A 17,902-nucleotide genomic window follows, 5' to 3' on the forward strand; every position below is an offset into this window, starting at 1 on the left:
GATGGCGCAGAAGCTGACAGACCAGGCACCCATTCGGTATCTCCACGGCATCATCACTAAATTGGCGATCTTGATCGGGTCGCTGACTTGGCTACCGAAGTACTTGCCGTGGATCGTGAAGGTCGACAACGTGGTGCAGCGACTGTCGAACAAGAACGTCGACCTGTTGCGGATTGCCGGGCTTCCTGGCATCACGATCACGGTGCCGGGCCGCAAGAGCGGGGTGTTGCATTCGACGACGATGCTGACTGCGCCGGACGGTGACGGCTGGTTGGTCGCTGGATCATTTTTTGGGGGGCCCAAAACCCCGGCGTGGGTATTTAACATCCGCGCGGTGGACTCGTTCGACGTCTCCTACCATGGCGTCACCTCGCGGATGGTGGCCACGGAGCTCGACGGTACCGACCGCTCCCGGGCGTGGGATCAGTTGCTGAGTGTGTGGCCCAACTTCACGATGTATGAGGAGCGCACCGACCGAGTGATTCCGCTGTTCCGCTTGGCCCCCGTTCCCGCGGCCTAGCCCCCGCGCCGCTTGCTCCGTTCTCGCCGCGCTCCGTTCTCGCATGATGCGTTGATTCCCGCACTACGTCAGACGTAGTGCGGGAATCAACGCATCATGCGGGAACAGCAGGAGCGGAGCGGGCTACTCGCCCTTGAAGTTGGGGTCGCGCTTCTCGAAGACAGCGGTGACGGCCTCGGTGAGGTCGTTGCTGGGCAGGAAGGCAGCGTTCCAGGCGGCGACGTAGCGCAGGCTGTCATCGACGCGGGCGCTGCGACTGTGATCGAGCACGTCCATTACCCCCTGCACCACGAGGGGGGCGTTGCCTGCGATCTCTGCGGCAATCTCCCTGGCAGCGGCCACCGTCGCATCCTTGTCCTCGTACACGTCGTTGACCAGGCCAATCTTCTCGGCGCGACGGGCGTCGATGTCCTTGCCCGTCAAGGCCAGATCACGGGTGTGACCGTCGCCGATGATCAGCGGCAGCCGGGCAAGAGAACCCATGTCGGCGACGATCGCGACCTTCACTTCGCGGACGCTGAACTTCGCATCGGCGCTGGCCACGCGAATGTCTGCGGCCGAGATCAAGTCGACGCCGCCGCCAATGCACCAGCCAGCAATCGCCGCGATGACCGGCTTGCGGCAGTCGGCGACCGCGTTGATACCAGCCTGCATGTGCTTGATCATGTTGTGGAACTCCGTACGAGCTCCAGCCTTGGCATCCGGTGCCAAGACCTTCGCGAAGTCGCCCATCATGGCGGGGAGGTCTAGGCCAAACGTGAAGTTTTTTCCGGAACCGGTGAGCACCACGGCACGGACTTCGGGATCGGAGTCCAGGCCGTTAAACAGCGGTGCTGCTTCGCTCCAAAAATCGGGGCCCTGAGCATTTCCCTTGCTGGGGCCAATCAGCGTCACCTCGGCGACATAGTCGGCGACGGTCACTTCAAATGCCTTGTAGACGCGCGTGCGATATTCGGGGGCTGCGGTCTGTGCGGATTCCTGAGTCACAGCCGCGATGCTACCGCGACTTCTTACCCGTCGGTAACACTTGTGCCACGATGGTGCTGTGACCACGAATGTGACTCAGATTCACGATCCGCTCTCCATCTCCGACCTTCACATCAGCTTGCCGGTCGCAGACCGCACCGAGGCCGCCACAATGTACGACCTTCTCCTGGGGCAGGCAGCAGGTCAGCACTGGTTGGCCACGAATGGGTCGATCAGTCTGCTCGACGCCGCCGCGCCGCTGACGATCGACCTTGGTGTCGCGGACCTTGCGGCGAGTCAAACCCTTCTGCAAAAGCGGGGCATGACGCTTGGCGCCAATGGCACTCTCGTTGACGTCCCGCCGCTGCGGATCGCCGAACTGGCCGGGGTCGCGGTCGGTACGCGGATGATCGATCACATCGTTTTGACTGTCGGCAACGCGGATTCGGCGATAGCGCTTTTCGGCGGGCGGTTGGGGATCAATTTGCGGCTCGTGAAGGATTTGGGGAAGGGCGTTGCGCAGTTGTTTTTCCGAACCAGATCGGCGGTTATCGAAGTGGTCGCGGGAACGACCGAGCCCTCCGACGGCATCGGCGTCATGGGGTTGGCGTGGCGGAGCGATGATATCGAGGCGGAACAGCAACGTCTGGTGGCGGCCGGACTCGCGGTCAGCGACGTGCGGACGGGACGAAAGCCCGGAACCAAGGTGTGTACGGTGCGCGAGCCGGGACTTGGCACCGCCACGCTATTAATCGAACAGTAGATCTACCGCGCCGCGAGCATCACCGTCGTACCGTGGTGACGGTACCGCGGATAGGAACGGCCATCTGTAGGCCCAGCCATCGACGAAAGGTCAGTAATGTCAGCGCAATTGAACCCGTACCTCATGCTCAGCAATACGGCTCGCCCGGCCCTTGAGTTCTACCGAGACATCTTTGGCGGAGACATTGAAATGCGTACCTACGCTGATGTTCCGGGGACGCCACCGGAATCGGCTGACCGCGTAATGCACGCCACTTTGACGACCTCCGACAACATGGTGCTGATGGCGGCGGATTCACCGGAGGACACCGCCGAATCGGTATCCCGCCAGATCGCAATCTCGATCAGCAATGCCGATGCTGATGTGAACCAGCAGTGGTGGGATGGCCTGTCGGTCGGCGGCACCGTCGAAGTTCCGTTTGTGAAAGCGCCGTGGGGCCACCGTTTTGGCATGTTGGTCGACAAGTTCGGCATTCGCTGGATGGTGAGCGACGCCGACTAGCGGTCGTCGAACCAGCTTACTGCGGTGACCTTTGAAGCAGGGTGTGTGAAAGGGGCCGCGGGTAGGGTGCTCGTATGAGGGAGATGCCGATGTTTCCGCTGGGCAGCGTGCTGTTGCCCGGGGAGGAACTACCCCTGAAGATTTTTGAACCCCGTTATGCGGCAATGATTTCCGCTGTCGATGCAAATGGCGGTCAGTTCGGTGTGGTGCTGATCGAACGCGGATCTGAAGTTGGTGGTGGGGACGATCGGGCCATGGTCGGGACCGTCGCTCAGGTCGATCGCATCGCCCAATTGGGGCCTGGGCGGTTCTCGCTGACCTGCCACGGGGTCTCCCGAATCCGGGTCGACGACTGGCTCCCGGACGATCCGTACCCGCGCGCTCAAGTGGTCGACTTTCCGGACGAACCGGTGCCCGACGTGGACTGGGCGGAACTGCTCGCCAAACGCGCCCAACTACAACTGCTGTGCGGGCAGGGCGGCCGACAGGATCCGCAGTTGCGGTGGATTGCGTCCCAGTTGGGAATGCCAGTGGCCTACGGCGACGGCGATCCGGTAGCTGATTCTTATCGAGCCGCGTCGGACCTGCCGTTGGGGCCAGCGGATCGGCAAAGTGTTCTACAGGCCCTTGATACCGCACAGCGGGTCGAAGGGATCGAGACAGCGCTCGACGACTTGATCGCAGCGCTGAGATTTCGGTTGGAGGGATAGTTCGATGAGCAATATGGAAGCCACACCCGTCGAAGTGGCGTGCGTAGGTGAACCGACTTCGGGAGTGGAGGTGATCGAGTCGCGGGAGGTGCCACTCGGTGGTCTTCGCGCGATGATGGTGCGACGCACCCTGCCAACACGAAATCGTTCAATGATCGGAGCCTGGTGCTTTGCCGATCACTACGGGCCAGAACCCGTCGCCGAGTCCGGGGGTATGCGGGTGCTTCCGCATCCGCACACCGGTCTCGCCACGGTTAGTTGGCTCTTCGAAGGCGAAATTGAACATATCGACAGTGGCGGCGTACACGAGATGGTGCTGCCGGGTGAAATGAACTTGATGTCGGCGGGGGCTGGCATTAGCCATTCGGAAGTATCGACCCCGCAGGCCGATGTTCTACACGGCGTGCAGTTGTGGCTAGCTTTGCCCGACCACGCTCGGCACGGCGACAACGGCTTTCAGCATTATGTACCAGAGGCCGTCAAATTGACCGACCCGTCAGGTCAGGCAACCGGCTTGATCAAAGTGTTTGTCGGTGAACTCGCCGGATCTGCCGCTGACATCGTCACGGCGACGCCGCTGCTCGGCGCCGAAGTTCTAATTGAGCCGAATGCTCGCGTCGTGCTCGACGTCGACCCGAGTTTCGAGCATGGGGCTTTGCTCGATACTCCAGCACTTTCGGTGAACGGCGTTGAACTCCAACGTAGTTCGCTCGGCTACGTCGGCCCGGGGGCGTCAAAGTTGGAGTTGGTCAATCCGACCGGAGCGCTTGCGCGAGTGATTCTGCTCGGCGGTGAACCGTTCGAAGAAGACATCGTCATGTGGTGGAATTTCATCGGCCGCGACCATGACGAGATAGTCCGCTTCCGAGAGGAATGGCAAATGCGGTCCGAGCGTTTCGGAGTTGTTGGAGGCTGGGAATCGGACGAGTGGATTCCCGCGCCGCCGCTGCCAAATACCCGACTTAAGCCACGAAAGAGGCCCTCAACCAATGACTGATTCAGCATCCACGGAAGCAACAGAACGCACCGAGGTTGTGCGTAATGACGAGCAGGGTCGGTACGACATTCTCGTGAACGGGGAGCTCGCGGGCTTCACCGAGTTTGTCGACAAAGGTCCGCAACGGATCTTTCCGCATACCGAACTTGACGAGCGCTTCTCGGGGCGCGGACTCAGTTCAATCCTGGTGAGCCAGGCGCTGGCGGACACCCGCACGGCTGGCCAGCGAGTGGTACCTGTGTGCCCGCTGGTGGCGCGGTGGGTCAGCAAACACGACGAGTTCGACGACATCGTCGACCCGGTGACCCCGGAAGTCTTGCAGTTCTTGCGGTCCCGCTAGCTCGCCCCACCGTTCTCGCATGATGCGTCGATTCCCGCACTACGTCTGACATAGTGCGGGAATCGACGCATCATGCGAGAACGCTAGCGGGAGGAGGGGGTGTAGCGGAACACCTTGGTGTTCAGGATGCAGGGGCTGGGATCAATCACCGCGACGCTCAGCAGGCGGCGAGCGACGTTGTAGTCAATGCCTTCGACCTCGTAGCTTCCGCCGCAGGCACTGCGGCGAGGGACGTCGAACTCATGTGAGACGGTGCCGGAGACCGTGGTGGACGTCGGCGTCAGCGGCTCCGACAAGTTGATTGAGTAGACGGCCTGCTTCGGCTTGTCTGCGGCGCACACGAGCCGTGTCGAGGTCATGAAGTCACAACTTTGGACGTTTTCCAACGGCTTGTCGAAGTTGATCTGTCCGACCAGCGGTAGGTCGCTCCCGCTGCGCTGAGCGCGGGGGTTGGGGAAGACGAGCAGTCGCTTCTGCACCTTCCATTCGCCGCTGACCAAAAACTTGCCCGACGGGTCGACGGTGACGAAAGAATTGTTCGCGAGTTCCCCGGGAGTCAAGCGATGAACGTAACGCCGCAGGAAGCCGTTAGCATCCGTGATGGCGTACAACTTGCTACCCGCGTCCAAGTTTTCGTAGGCGTCGTAGGTTTGGCCGCGATAAATGTCTTGGTCGCCAATGTGCGTCCAACCGTCGAGAGCCAACTCCGGCCGGATTGAGATATAGCCGCGGCCATGCAACGTGCCCGGGGGTGTGCTGGCGAGGCCCTGGTTGTAGGCCAGCGTCGACTGATCGGAAATGTTGACCGCCTGCCACCGACTGGGCTCTGCCGAGGCAATCGGAGTCGCGACCACCGCTGCCGCGACTGCCCCGGCGATGCCGAAAATGAATGTTCGCAGTCCGCGACGACGGGTGTTCAACGTGGTTCCTCCGATGAGCGAGTTAAGGCCCGACAACCTTGTCAAAAGACCCTAACCCGCCCACCGAAAGCGAGCGACTACTCGGTCGAATCCTGGCCCGATGCTGCACCGTGGTCGACGACCCCGGAGGCCTTATTCGTGAGCATTCCGGCGATATCGATGCCGGTAGCGCCCTGAATCAATTCCATAGTGCTAATCAACGAGGTGCCTGCGCCGCGAGCCAATGGGCTAACCGAATCGCCAACCAGCGTGATGTTGGCGTCGGCCAGCGGGCCGGATGCGGCAGCAACAATTGCGGGCATGTTGGTCAGGACCAGTTCGAGCTGGCCGACCTTGTCGAGCTTGCCCAAGGCCACGGCACGCTTCTCAAGGGCTTCGGCTTCGGCGTTACCGGTGATGCGGATGCCTTCGGCCTTGGCTTCAGCTTCCGCGATGATCTCCGCTTTCAAGGCCTCGGCGCGCTGACGTGCGGCATACAGTTCCGCCTCGGCGGGACGGCGGATCTCGGCGTCGAGCTGCGTGTCACGCAAGCGCGCGTTCTGCTCGGCGACCTCGTTGTCCTTCTCCACCTGAATGCGACGACGTTCGGCTTCGACGAGGGGGCGCACGGCGTCTGCCTCTGCGCCCGCACGATCTGTGGCCTCGCGGGCAGCTTCGCGTTCGATGTCGAGTTCCCGCTGCTTTTCGATGATTGCCTGTTCATTGGCAATGCGGCTTTCCTCGGCGACACGATGGGCCTCGGCGCGCGACTTGGCGGCGATGGCGGCCTGGTCGGAGCGCTCACGTGCGGCGAGGTCGGAGAAGTACTGTCCGTCGGAATCCTGGACGTCGTTGATGGAGAAGCTGTCGAGCAGCAGGCCCTGATTGCCGAGGATTTCCTTGATCGACTGCGCGACCTGATCAACCAACTGCTGTCGGTCGACGAGGATGCTCTTTGCCGTCATGGTGCCGACGATGGAGCGAAGTTCGCCGGAAAGCTGTTCGGTGACAAGCATTTTCACCCGATTGAGATCGTCACCGAATCGGGGACCGGCCTTGAGGATGGCTTCAGGAGTGTCGCCGACCTTCACGACGGCGACGCCGCGCACCTTCAGTTCGATGCCGTCGTTCGCCGGTGTTGAGGTGTCGAGGTCGGCTTTCACCGACGACAGTTGCACGCGCGTGGCGCGCTGCACCACGGGCAGAACGAAGGTGCCGGTACCGCGGTACACCTTGCCCTGGTGGCCCTTGCCGGTGCCGGTCACGATGAAAGCTTCTTCGGCGCCAGGCACGCGGTAGCGCGATAGGAGAAGCAGGACGAGCAGGACGAGCAGGACCACGACAACCACCACGGTGGCAAGAATCGTTCCCATAACGAGGGTCCTTTCAGTTGGGGTTCACATGAACCGGTGCGAAGACAGGGGAGAGCCAGGGCGAACTGGCGCGTTCATCAGGAGGGTAAGCGAGAAGCGGGCGGTGTGCTCGCCGGCGTCATTCAGTGAGTGTGAGTCGCGCGACGATGAATGAGTCGCGGCCGTCGATCTTTTCGACGATGACTGCGTGTTCGTCGTGGCGCAGGATCTCATCGCAAGTGATGGTGACCTGCTGGGCACCAAGTTGAGTCTGTACTTCACCGACGCCGAATCGTCCCGGGGCGACAGGTTCGACGACGCGAACCGTGGCTCCGACCAACTCGAGGCTTGGGAGTTCTTCCTCGGAACCAACCAGGTAACCGAGCACGACGACAGCGACAATCGTCATGACCACGCCAGCGACGAGTCCGACAAGTAGGGACACCCAGGTGGAGGTATCGGTGAAGGTCATCAGTCCGCCACCGAGGAGGCCGAATCCGGTGGCGAAGGGTGTGACGAGCGACAGCATGCCAACGCCGGAGTCGCCGAGGTCGAAATCGATGTCGCCGATGTCGAGGCCGAAGAGGGAGAGGAGCAGCATTGCCAGGCCGACCCCACCAATGATTAGCAGAACAATTCCCAGCAAATCCGACCTCCCCGTCATTGTGTGCAATCGGATTACCCGCAACCGCCAGTATCTCATAACCGGGAAATCCCGCCGTTCGGACGCTTGACTCGTGAGGTTTGCGAAGTGGTGAATCGACCTTACTGAAACGCTTTACTCATACCCCCTATGGGTATACCGTTGGGTCATGAACGCAAAGGGACACCACCACGACCAACCGGTCATGGACCAGCCAGCAATCGGCCACCCCGGGCATTGCGAAGACGGGCATTCCGAAGATCACTCCGGTCACGCCATGCATTCCGGGCACGACGTGACCGGTGGGGGCCATGATGGCCATGCCGGCCATGGCAGCGATCATGCCAGCGTCTTCCGCAGACTGTTCTGGCTCATGGCGGCCATGGCGATCCCGGTGGTCGCCTTCGACGAGATGTTCGCCAGCCTCATGGGCTACGACGTTCCACACGCGGCTCAATGGATCGCACCGGTGCTGGGTACCGTCATGTACCTCTGGGGCGGCAAGCCATTCCTGGCCGGCGCCGTCGACGAAATTCGTGCCCGCAAGCCCGGAATGATGCTGCTCGTCGGGCTGGCAATCACGGTCGCATTCGTCTCCTCCTGGGGCGCGAGCCTCGGCATTCTCAGCCACGAGTTGAGCTTCTGGTGGGAACTGGCCCTCCTGATCGTCATCATGCTGCTCGGTCATTGGATCGAGATGGCGTCGCTCGCAAACACGGCCTCGGCGCTGGACTCTCTTGCAGCCCTGTTGCCCGACGAAGCGGACTTGGTCGACGGCGAGTCGACACGCACGGTTGCTCCGAATGAACTGCGGTTGGGCGACGTGGTCCTGGTGCGACCCGGTGCCTCAATTCCGGCAGACGGGATGGTCGTTGAAGGCTCGGCCAGCATCGACGAGTCGCTGGTTACCGGCGAATCCCGCGCCGTTCGACGCGGCGTCGGCGACCCGGTCGTGGCTGGCACCGTGGCAACGGACTCCGGCCTCCGCGTGGAGGTGACCGCGGTTGGCGATCAGACCGCACTGGCAGGCATTGCGCGCCTCGTCGCCCAAGCACAGGGATCATCGTCGAAGGCGCAGCGGTTGGCCGACCGCGCCGCGGGTTGGCTGTTTTGGTTCGCAATCGGTGCCGCCGTCATCACCGGGATTGTGTGGACGGCGTTGGGATACCCCGACAACGCGGTGATTCGCGTCATCACTGTCCTTGTGATCGCTTGCCCGCATGCGCTTGGCCTGGCAATTCCACTGGTCGTGTCTATTGCCACGGAACGTGCGGCTCGCGGTGGTGTGCTGGTAAAGGACCGGTTGGCGCTCGAACGGATGCGCTTGGTCGACACGGTCCTATTTGATAAAACCGGCACTCTGACAAACGGTGCACCCGCGGTCATCGGCGTCGAAGCTGTCGCCGGACGCGCCGCTGACGATGTACTGGCGCTGGCGGCGGCGGCAGAATCCGACAGCGAGCATCCCCTTGCCAAAGCGATCGTCGAGGCTGCGGCGGAACGTAATTTGGCACTCCGACCCGCATTCGACTTCACATCGGAACCGGCGACGGGCGTCGCCGCGACAATCGACGGAAGGCGCGTGGAGGTTGGCGGTCCACGGATGCTGGAACAGCACGGCGCTCCGGAACTGGACGCTGTTCAAGCGTGGCGCAACGAAGGCGCGATTATCTTGCACGTCGTCATAGACGGGCAAGTAGTTGGCGCGCTGAAGCTCGCCGACGACATTCGGCGTGAATCTAGGGACACCGTCGACGCTCTTCATGCGTTGGGAGTTCAGGTTGTCATGATCACCGGTGACGCCCGCGCGGTCGCTGAAACGGTCGCGGCGGAGCTCGGTGTCGATCGAGTGTTCGCCCAGGTGCGGCCCGAAGACAAGGCGGGCAAGGTCGCCGCGTTGCAGGCCGAAGGCCGGGTTGTCGCGATGGTTGGTGACGGCGTCAACGACGCGCCTGCGCTTGCCGGAGCTGACGTGGGGATCGCGATTGGTGCGGGTACCGATGTCGCGATCGCTTCTGCTGGCGTGATTCTGGCGAGTTCCGATCCGCGGTCGGTGATCTCGGTCATCGATCTCTCGCGCGCCGGGTACCGCAAGATGCAGCAGAACCTGTGGTGGGCGGCTGGCTACAACCTCATCGCCGTCCCGTTGGCCGCCGGTGTGTTGGCGCCTATCGGGTTCTTGATGCCGATGAGCGTCGGAGCGATCCTGATGTCGGTTTCGACCGTCGTCGTTGCGCTCAACTCCCAACTGCTGCGTCGGATGGACCTCAGTCCCGAATCGAGTGTCGCGAGAGTGTTGGGATAACCGCGCCGCGGCCCCGTCGTTCTCGCATGATGCGTTGATTCCCGCACTATGTCTGACGTAGTGCGGGAATCAACGCATCATGCGAGAACGACATCGGGGGCAGTGCGAGATGTGGCGGGCGACGGGTTGGGCGGTCGGCGGTTACGCGCGGACGAAGTCGTCCCAGTTGGTCGAGAGGTAGTCGAGGAATGCCGGGCCGACGGACTCGGCGCGCATGTGATCGGCGGAAACCGGGTGGGAGACCGAGGCGAACGCGGGGTCGGCGACGACGCGGGCGGCGAAATCGTGGTGCAAGATGCCGCCGGTGCCGATCATCACGAAGTCGGCACCGGCCTCAAGGCATTCCCGGGCCCCCGCGGCCGTCAGAATCTTCCCGGCGACACCCAACCGGGTGTTGTTGCGTGGCAAGTCGACAAACAAGTCGAGAAGTTTCTGGTTCGCAAAATCGGTGTCGTATGGGGTCTTGAACGCATCCCACATCGACAAGTCGAGATAGTCCAGGCGACCAGCGTCCAAGACTTGCCGGACCAGTTCGCGGGCATCGGCCAACGGAATGCCATACCGCTCGGGCGACAGGCGCAGACCCAGCTGAAAATCGGGTCCGGTGGCCCGACGAACCGCTTCGACAATCTCGTGAATGATCCGGAATCGATTGTTGGGGCTGCCGCCGTATTTGTCGTCCCGATTATTGCTGCGGGCGTCGAGGAACTGACAGAGCAGGTAGCCGTGAGCCCCGTGAATCTCGGCACCGTCGAATCCAGCTTCGGCGGCCAGGAGCGCCGCATTGGCAAAGTCTTCAACCACTGCCTCGACCTCGCCGGTGGTGAGGGCAACACAGTTCTTCGACGGATCGGCCCAGGGAGCCACGCGCGTGGAATCGAACTGGCCATCACCCCGACGACCGCCGTGCTGCAACTGCAACGACGACACCGCGCCGGCCTTCCGCAGTCCGGACGCAAGGCGTGTCAGGCCCGCCAGATGCTGTTCGCCTGCGGCACCGAGTTGCCCGTCGAAGGTGTGGCCCTGCTCGTTGACCCAGGCGGCGCACGTCATGACCATCCCGAAGCCGCCATCGCTGCGGCGGACCAACCAGTTGTACTCATCGTCGGAAAGCGTGCCGTCCGGATTGCTCTGCAAATTGGTCAGCGGAGCCAGCGCAATGCGGTTGGCCCACGCGGGTCCGTGGGCGAAGGCGAGAGGCGAGGCAGGGTTCATCACACCGGTCAGGATATCGCCAGGCTGCGCGTTAGTTCTTAATGACGCGCATGGGTCCCGGCGTCCAGAGCCCGCTGCGCGACTCGGTGGTAAAGGTCAATTCCGCTTCGCGCTGTGGCAGCAGCGGAGTGTACTGCTGCAGTGAACCCCAGTCGCGAGCCCAGTCATTTCGCAGGTAAGCGGGGATTTCGGTGGGCCGCAGCTCATTTTCGGTGATGCCGAGGGGACCGCCGTAATCGCCTGCCATCCAACGAGCGGAGTTCACTCGCTCACCGACAGCATCAGGTGTGATTCGCCACTCCGGGGTCTCCAAAACCCCATGCACGACAGCTGCCGGTCGCTGGCAGGGGAACGCGAACGCCACTTCCCAGTCGAGTAGGACGGGCGCGTCGCTGCCGACCAACGAGTTGAGGGTCTGCAGCTTCGACGCCCGCGGCGGCGTGACGGCCAACCAAGTGTCATTTCCGGGGGAGACATCACTGGCGACGATCCGCACGACCGTCGCTGCGGGCGGAACCTGCTCGATTGGGAAACGCAGGTTGCGCCACTCGGGGGCTCCTCCAGCGTCGTACGGGGTCAGCGAGGCAACGGTTTTGACCGTCCCATCAGGCGACACCCGACCGGCCTCCAGCCGGAGTTTTTGTCCCTTGCGGAGCACGGCGAGTTCATCGATTGACTCGATTTGCCCGGCAGCCGACAAGGTGACCAGCGGTCGTTCGGCCGACCGCTCAGGCAGTTGGTACCAGCCGGAGGTCAGTTCGCCACGACCGTTGGGCGACCCGTACGTACCCAGGACGGGCACGCGCTTCTGGTCGAGTCCGAAGGGAAGCTTCACGGTGGACCCGTTGATCCCACGACTGGTGGTGGTGCCGCCGGTCGTATCGGAGGTGGTGGATCCCGGTTCGTCGTCGGGCGACTGTTGCTGATCGGTGCTCTGGCTCGTTGCTCCGTCACTGGAGCCCTCTGCTGCGGCTTCTTCCGATTCCAGATGCGTCGGCACCCCGTTTGGGGTGAATCCAGCAGGTGGCTTCACGCCGCCTGCTAGGGCTTCATTGACGCTCGGCGCCGGCTTGCCCGGCAGTTGGGCCGGTGCCAGGAGGCCATCGTTCGGGTTCGCTTCGACGAGGACTGCGTCGGCCAGCGCACACGGCTTTCCTTGCAGTGACGCGACATTCGAGCTTGCCCATGTCCACGCATCGGACTGCGACTTGGCAGCCTTCGCAAACGACATCATGTTGAACGCCAAAATGACCGCCGACATGATGACCAGGGAATACATCGGGAGCCGGTCCACAACACCGGATGGTTCACGGCGATACGTGACCGGGCCGTCGGGTTCCTGCTCGGTCTCTGCGGCGTCGTCACGGTAGTACTGCCACACGCCCAATGCGGTGAGGGCGACGGCGATCGCGAAGATTGGCCAGTACAGTCCGATGCCAGCCAGGTGCGGGGTGTCGTCGGACCACGGGATGCCGTAACTGCCGACGTACCACCATTGATTGCGGCCAGCGAAGGCTACTGCCAACGCATAAAACGTCGCCGCGGCAAAGAAGGTGCGGTTGCAGCGTCGCCGCAACACGTGCGGGCTGATGAAGGCGGTGGCTACCGCTGCCAACGGGCCAGCGAGGGAAGCAAACAAGCCCATCTGGTGGGTCGCCTTGGTCGGGACGAAAGCGAGGACGGCGACGGACCCGGCGGTCACTGCGACCAGACGCCACACGGCCGACGTGACGAGGCCGGGCACGCTGCGTTTGCGGATCAGCACCAGGACCACAAGCAAGGTGGCGAGGATGGTCACAAACATGCCGACACGACGCGCAATGGAACCGTCGGGCGTCGGGTTGAGCAGGATGTAGTACCGCATCGCTTCGGTCCACCACTTATTGGTGGGCCCGACGACGCCCTGAGCTTTGACGCCTTCCATGATGGACGCCAACGGCTGATCGGCAAAGATCTCGTAGACCACCAGCAGGCCAGCGGCACCTAGCGGCATTAGGAGCGGCAGAAGGCCGTCGCGTTTGCGGCGGTAGTTCAGGCGTTTAAGAATCGGTCGCAATCCGGCGATCAGTGCGACGGCAGCGATCGCGCCGACGGGGTGAATCGTCAACGTGAACGCGGCCGAAATGATGGCCAGGGCAAAGGGCATTAATCGTCCGGTCGCGATGGCACGTTCCACCAGGACCCAGGTCAGCAAGATGCCGAGGGCAATCACGGGCTCCACCCGCAGGCCGTTGTTGAACGGCAACCACACGGCGAGGAAGGCGAGGGCCGCAGCCCAGCGGGCCACACCCGATGAACTGACGATTCGACCGATGCGCGGGATCGCGACGCGACTGATCAAGAACCAGGTGGCGATCGCGAAGAGGAAGGGGAGTAGACGCAGCCAGGGGATGGCGGTGCTGACTTCCATCCACTTGGCCAAGTACTGGTAGTGCCAACCAAACGGATCCTGGGGGACACCGAAGTAGCGGTAATAGTTGTCGAGATAGCCAGCACCGGGCGCTACACGGCCGACCGTGACCTGGTAGCCATCGTCGGCGGTATTGCCACCGATCATCAGCCACACCAGCAGCACCGCCGTGACAAAACCGTCGAGCCAGGTGGGACGCCACCATCCGCGGGGTAGTACACGCCGCAGTCGACGACCGTCGCGCGCATCGAGGATAGCCAACGCGATGATCGAGACGATCGTCGAGACGATGCCGATCAACATCAAGATCTGCTTCAGTGCAGTGGGACTGGTGCTGAAGCGAGTGTCGATCGTGGACTGGAAGCGTAGGCCTTCGGTCGGCGCAGTGGCTGGCAAGTCGGTGTAGACGCCGATAATCTGCGGGCGCGCGTTTGAACTGGGAATGTCGAAGGTGGCGTCTTGGCCTGGCAGGCCTTCGACGCTACCGCGCGTTCCGGAGGTGTCCGCGTGCACCGCGATCCGGCAGTCGGATGACGCCTGTGCCTGCGCCCGCGGAACCACCATCAGCACCGCATTGCGCTGCGTGACGAGCAGATTGTCGTGGGTGGCGCTCACGAACAGGCCGACTTGGCGCGCCTCAGCACCGGTCTTCGGCACGGTCGACAAAAGCACACCACCGTCGGCGGGGAGCAGTGTTGCGAGGGAACACGGAACGGCGACGTCCATCGCGAGTGGGTTGAACGCCACATTCGGGGCGGCGATGTTGTCGACGGTCGGCACACCTTGGGCATTCGCCTGCGGCCACGTTATGACGGGATTGGTGTAGGTCACCGGCAGGAATGGCGCCGCGAGCGCCAGCAGCATGCCAATCAGGCCAGCAACGACGGCAGTGCGCTTGGCGATCGCGATCTTCCTGGAAGTCGGGCCCGACGCGGTAGTCGGAGACGTTGAAAGGTCAGTGCCGCGCAGCTGCGGCTTCGGCTCACTCATCGGGGCTTCCCGTCACGATTGTGCTGGGATTGGTCCAGCCAAACTGTCGCATGGTGGATGTAGTCAGGGTCACGGTGGCTGCACCCGGGGTTAGCGGGGTGAGTTTCAGCAAATTGCCCCAGTCGCGGTACCAGTCATTCTCGAGGTAGGTGGCCACGGCGGAAGCCTTGGTGGTGGACTCGGCGACGGCAAGGATGCCGCCAGCCCGGGCCGACTGCCATGCTTTGGATTTGGAGAAGGTCGTCGCACGGTCCGGGGTGATCCGCCACTGCGGGACGTTGTAGACGCCATGGTTGGCCGTGATCGGTTGCTGGCACGGGAACTGGCTGCCGACCGACAAGTCCAGGAGAACTGGCGTCTGGCTACCAACCACCTGCTGCAGCGTTTCCAGGTGCGGGGCGCGCGGCGGGGTGATCGCCAGCCACTCGTCGGGGCTGAGATTGGCGTCGACGGCCACGATCCGCATGGCCGTGGCGTTGGTGGGGATCGCCGTCATCGGGATTCGCAGATTGCGCCACGGACGATTCGGATGATCGGGTCCCGGATCGATCGGCACGACGGGCGCGCCGACCGTACGGAAGCTTCCGCCATCGTTGACGCCAAACTCGACGTGCAAGTCGCGGCCGCCGATGCGGGCGCCGTCTGCACCGATGGAGAAGATCGATCCGGCCGCGGTGATTACCACGATCGGCGAAACCGCACGATCCGGGAGTTGGTACCAACCGGAAGTGAGATTGGCGGTGCCGTTGTCGAAGCCGTAGCTGCCGAGGACCGGGGTGGTTGCTGGTTCGAGGCCAAAGGGCAGGGCCATCGTGGAACCGTTCACTGTCTTTGGCCCGGACCCGCCGGTGGTGCCTTCTGCGGCACCTTCCGCGTTGTACGACCGTCCCGGGCTCGGCGCGGTGCGAATTGTGCCCGCGCCCAAGCGGATTGGTTCGGGCGTTAGGTCGGCGGCGACGCCGTTGGGGCTGAATCCGGTCGATTCGCCGAGCAGTGCCTTCGACACATCGGTGGTTCCGATCGGGACGAGGGTTCCGACGTTCGGGTCTCGTTCCACGAGGACTCGGTCGGCCATGCCGCAAGTGTTGCCGCGCAGTGCTTCGACGTTGGCGCTGAACTGCGTGTAGGTGTCGGCGCGGCTGATCGCCGCCTTGCTGAAGATCGCAAACTGCGCGAAGACCAGGCCCGCGGCGAGCAGCAAGATGGGCAATCCGGCCAAAACGCGACGGCGGCGCTGTGTTGTCGATGACGGCACAGCGGGGGCACCGGGTCGCACGCTGACCCACACCAGGCCCAGGAAGCAGATTCCGGAGAGCCCAAGGACGGCAGTCACGAGTTGTTGACCAGCCAGAACCGGTGCCTTGTCGAACCAGGGGATACCGAAATCGTAGGCCCAACCCCAGGCGTTGTTGCCCGCGAGCGCGACTGCGGAGGCCCCAGCCAACACGGTCAGGTACGCCCACAGAACGCGCGGGGATTGGGCGGCGACAGTCACGATGGCGGTGACCGCTACGGCAGTCGCAGCGGCGGCCAGGCCCGCGAAGACGCCGAATTGAATGCTCCACTTCATGGGTACAAAGGACAGGAGCATGACGGTCACGAGGATCGCACCGAGCAATCGCCAGACGGGGCCGCGGGCAAAGCCGGGCAGCTTCCCTCGGCGCATCATCAGCGCGATCGTCAATCCGACGCCCACAATCAGCAGCAGTATCGGGATACGTCGCGCAAGTGAACCATCGGGAGTGCCGAGCGTCAGGAAGTAGTAACGCATGAGTTCCTGGTACCAAGACAGCGTCGGCCCCACGGAATAGCGCACACGGATTGCTTCGACGACGGCCGCGAGGGTCTGGGTACGGAACACGATGAACACGATCAGCGACGCTGCGGCGGCGATCGGCGCAAACAGCGGCAGCAGACCGTACTCGCGGCGGAGCGTACGCACCACGCGCAGCATGGGTCGCGATCCGACGATTAACACGGCGACGGCAATGATCCCTTGCGGGCCAGCGGCCAGGGTCAAGAGTGCGGCGAACGTAGCGAGGGCTGCGGGGAGCAAGCGGCGGGTCGCAATGGAGGCTTCGACCAGCCACCAGGTGATGAGGGTGCCGAGCACAATGATCGGCTCGGGGCGCAGGCCGCTGCAGAAGGCGATCCAGAAGGCGACGAAGACTGCTGCGGCGCTGAGCATTGCCCAACGAGAGTTTCGGACCGTGGCACCCAGGCGCGGAATCAGGATGCGACTCAAGATGAACCACGACGCGAGGCCTGCGAGTAAAGCGGGCAGGCGGAGCCAGATACCTGCGGAACTGATGGTGGCCCAGTGCGAGAGGAAACCGTAGTACCAGTCAAAGGGCGCTTCGGTGATGCCGAAGTAACGGTAATAGTCCGACAGGTAACCGGCGTCGGAGGCATTGCGGCCCATCACCATGATGTAGCCGTCATCGGAGGTACCTGCACCGAGGAAGTGCCAGATCACCAACGCCGCGGTGACCGCAGCATCGGCCAGGCTGGGGGCTACGAGTCGGTGCCAGCGACGGTGGCGGACAACAGGTCCACGCAAGCGGGAGACAACGTCAAGCTTGGCGAGCGCGATCAACGAGATCAGCGCGGCAAGAACGCCAATGATGATGACGGCAATTTTGATGGCAGTGCGGGCAACGTCGAAGCCGTTGTCGACGTCGACGGAAACTTTCAGTGCGGCGGCTTGGCGCTGCACCAGGTCGGTCGGTAGGTCGGTGTAGATCCCTGACACGGCCGGCCGATTCAGCGGGTCATCGCGGATCGGTGGGGTAGCGCCGACAAACTGCGCACCTAGATCGGTCGACGATGCCCAGAACTTCAGAGTGGTGGTCTTGTCGAGTCCTGCACGATCGACGCTCGCCAGCACCGAATTGCGATTCATCACGCGAGCCCCCGCGGGCCCGGCAGTGATCGAGAGCGCGGTATTGCGGATATCGCGCGATGCTGAACTCGGTGCGGTGGCAACCAGAGTTATATCGCTGTCGTTGGCGGCCGCGGTCCGCAGGATTTCGCTACCGATACTGATGTCGAGGCCACGTGCCGTCTGCGTCACCAATGGTGCGACGACGGACGCATTGTCGGCCGCCAGGTGCTGGCCGGTGGGCCACTCGAACGAGGCGGTTCGTTCGTTGACCGGGAGAAATGGAGTCAGAATTGCGGCCAGTACGGCCACTAAACCGGCAACGGAGGCGATGACCAAGTACCTGCGCGCGGTCGGTCTGTCTGTAGTACTCATCGAGAGTGAGGATAGGCGGTGCCGCTAAGAGGTCC

14 protein-coding genes are annotated in these 17,902 nt (G+C 63.0%); 7 read left to right on the forward strand and 7 right to left on the reverse strand.

The window, feature by feature from the left end:
- The first annotated feature begins 1 nt into the window (after position 1).
- Positions 2-520, forward strand: a complete 519-nt coding sequence (locus AC1L34_RS04150) for a nitroreductase/quinone reductase family protein (RefSeq protein ID WP_424294364.1) — start codon at positions 2-4, stop codon at positions 518-520.
- Positions 521-643: 123 nt separating this feature from the next.
- Here AC1L34_RS04150 and AC1L34_RS04155 read toward each other — a convergent pair whose 3' ends face one another.
- A complete protein-coding gene (locus AC1L34_RS04155; RefSeq protein ID WP_480035304.1) occupies positions 644-1,441 on the reverse strand; it encodes a crotonase/enoyl-CoA hydratase family protein in 798 nt (265 codons plus the stop codon).
- 124 nt (positions 1,442-1,565) lie between these two features.
- Between AC1L34_RS04155 and AC1L34_RS04160 the strand changes: the two genes are divergently transcribed.
- The 5 genes from AC1L34_RS04160 (at position 1,566) to AC1L34_RS04180 (ending at position 4,797) form a co-directional block, all read left to right on the forward strand.
- Positions 1,566-2,249, forward strand: coding sequence for a VOC family protein (locus AC1L34_RS04160; protein WP_424322760.1), 684 nt, complete (start codon positions 1,566-1,568; stop codon positions 2,247-2,249).
- A 96-nt stretch (positions 2,250-2,345) separates the two neighbouring features.
- Complete coding sequence (locus AC1L34_RS04165) at positions 2,346-2,750, forward strand: VOC family protein (protein ID WP_424322761.1); 405 nt, start codon at positions 2,346-2,348, stop codon at positions 2,748-2,750.
- A gap of 74 nt (positions 2,751-2,824) precedes the next feature.
- On the forward strand, positions 2,825-3,460 hold the full coding sequence (locus AC1L34_RS04170; protein ID WP_424297411.1) for an LON peptidase substrate-binding domain-containing protein: 636 nt from the start codon (positions 2,825-2,827) through the stop codon (positions 3,458-3,460).
- Positions 3,461-3,464: 4 nt separating this feature from the next.
- Complete coding sequence (locus tag AC1L34_RS04175; protein WP_424297413.1) at positions 3,465-4,457, forward strand: pirin family protein; 993 nt, start codon at positions 3,465-3,467, stop codon at positions 4,455-4,457.
- On the forward strand, positions 4,450-4,797 hold the full coding sequence (locus AC1L34_RS04180; RefSeq protein ID WP_424297415.1) for a GNAT family N-acetyltransferase: 348 nt from the start codon (positions 4,450-4,452) through the stop codon (positions 4,795-4,797). The genes AC1L34_RS04175 and AC1L34_RS04180 overlap by 8 nt, the downstream gene beginning before the upstream one ends.
- Before the next feature lie 83 nt (positions 4,798-4,880).
- On the opposite strand, the gene AC1L34_RS04185 is transcribed toward AC1L34_RS04180, so the two are convergent.
- The 3 genes from AC1L34_RS04185 to AC1L34_RS04195 form a co-directional block, all read right to left on the reverse strand.
- Positions 4,881-5,717 carry a hypothetical protein gene (locus tag AC1L34_RS04185; RefSeq protein WP_480035122.1) on the reverse strand — a complete coding sequence of 279 codons (837 nt, stop codon included), beginning with the start codon at positions 5,715-5,717 and terminating at the stop codon, positions 4,881-4,883.
- A 77-nt stretch (positions 5,718-5,794) separates the two neighbouring features.
- Positions 5,795-7,069: a flotillin family protein gene (locus AC1L34_RS04190; RefSeq protein WP_424295704.1), complete on the reverse strand. Its 1,275-nt coding sequence runs from the start codon at positions 7,067-7,069 to the stop codon at positions 5,795-5,797.
- A 118-nt stretch (positions 7,070-7,187) separates the two neighbouring features.
- Positions 7,188-7,694, reverse strand: a complete 507-nt coding sequence (locus AC1L34_RS04195) for a hypothetical protein (protein WP_424323732.1) — start codon at positions 7,692-7,694, stop codon at positions 7,188-7,190.
- A 166-nt stretch (positions 7,695-7,860) separates the two neighbouring features.
- On the opposite strand from AC1L34_RS04195, the gene AC1L34_RS04200 reads away from it, so the two are divergent.
- Entirely contained in the window at positions 7,861-9,996 is a 2,136-nt protein-coding gene (locus AC1L34_RS04200) for a heavy metal translocating P-type ATPase (RefSeq protein ID WP_480035123.1), read from the forward strand.
- A 141-nt stretch (positions 9,997-10,137) separates the two neighbouring features.
- Here the strand turns inward: AC1L34_RS04200 and AC1L34_RS04205 are convergent, their stop codons facing one another.
- The 3 genes from AC1L34_RS04205 to AC1L34_RS04215 are packed head-to-tail and all read right to left on the reverse strand — an operon-like array spanning position 10,138 to position 17,867.
- On the reverse strand, positions 10,138-11,211 hold the full coding sequence (locus tag AC1L34_RS04205) for an NADH:flavin oxidoreductase (protein WP_480035305.1): 1,074 nt from the start codon (positions 11,209-11,211) through the stop codon (positions 10,138-10,140).
- Positions 11,212-11,242: 31 nt separating this feature from the next.
- Complete coding sequence (locus tag AC1L34_RS04210) at positions 11,243-14,611, reverse strand: arabinosyltransferase domain-containing protein (RefSeq protein ID WP_424325853.1); 3,369 nt, start codon at positions 14,609-14,611, stop codon at positions 11,243-11,245.
- A complete protein-coding gene (locus tag AC1L34_RS04215; protein ID WP_480035124.1) occupies positions 14,604-17,867 on the reverse strand; it encodes an arabinosyltransferase domain-containing protein in 3,264 nt (1,087 codons plus the stop codon). The genes AC1L34_RS04210 and AC1L34_RS04215 overlap by 8 nt, the downstream gene beginning before the upstream one ends.
- Between the last annotated feature and the right edge of the window lie 35 nt (positions 17,868-17,902).

The sequence above is a fragment of the Gordonia sp. 34D genome, assembly GCF_056682775.1.

What these genes read in the sequence shown, in the direction of transcription:
- AC1L34_RS04150 (WP_424294364.1), top strand. Translation starts at nt 2, where the DNA reads ATGGCGCAGAAGCTGACAGACCAGGCACCCATTCGGTATCTCCACGGC.
- AC1L34_RS04165 (WP_424322761.1), top strand. Translation starts at nt 2,346, where the DNA reads ATGTCAGCGCAATTGAACCCGTACCTCATGCTCAGCAATACGGCTCGC.
- AC1L34_RS04170 (WP_424297411.1), top strand. Translation starts at nt 2,825, where the DNA reads ATGAGGGAGATGCCGATGTTTCCGCTGGGCAGCGTGCTGTTGCCCGGG.
- AC1L34_RS04175 (WP_424297413.1), top strand. Translation starts at nt 3,465, where the DNA reads ATGAGCAATATGGAAGCCACACCCGTCGAAGTGGCGTGCGTAGGTGAA.
- AC1L34_RS04180 (WP_424297415.1), top strand. Translation starts at nt 4,450, where the DNA reads ATGACTGATTCAGCATCCACGGAAGCAACAGAACGCACCGAGGTTGTG.
- AC1L34_RS04190 (WP_424295704.1), bottom strand. Translation starts at nt 7,069, where the DNA reads ATGGGAACGATTCTTGCCACCGTGGTGGTTGTCGTGGTCCTGCTCGTC.
- AC1L34_RS04200 (WP_480035123.1), top strand. Translation starts at nt 7,861, where the DNA reads ATGAACGCAAAGGGACACCACCACGACCAACCGGTCATGGACCAGCCA.
- AC1L34_RS04205 (WP_480035305.1), bottom strand. Translation starts at nt 11,211, where the DNA reads ATGAACCCTGCCTCGCCTCTCGCCTTCGCCCACGGACCCGCGTGGGCC.
- AC1L34_RS04210 (WP_424325853.1), bottom strand. Translation starts at nt 14,611, where the DNA reads ATGAGTGAGCCGAAGCCGCAGCTGCGCGGCACTGACCTTTCAACGTCT.
- AC1L34_RS04215 (WP_480035124.1), bottom strand. Translation starts at nt 17,867, where the DNA reads ATGAGTACTACAGACAGACCGACCGCGCGCAGGTACTTGGTCATCGCC.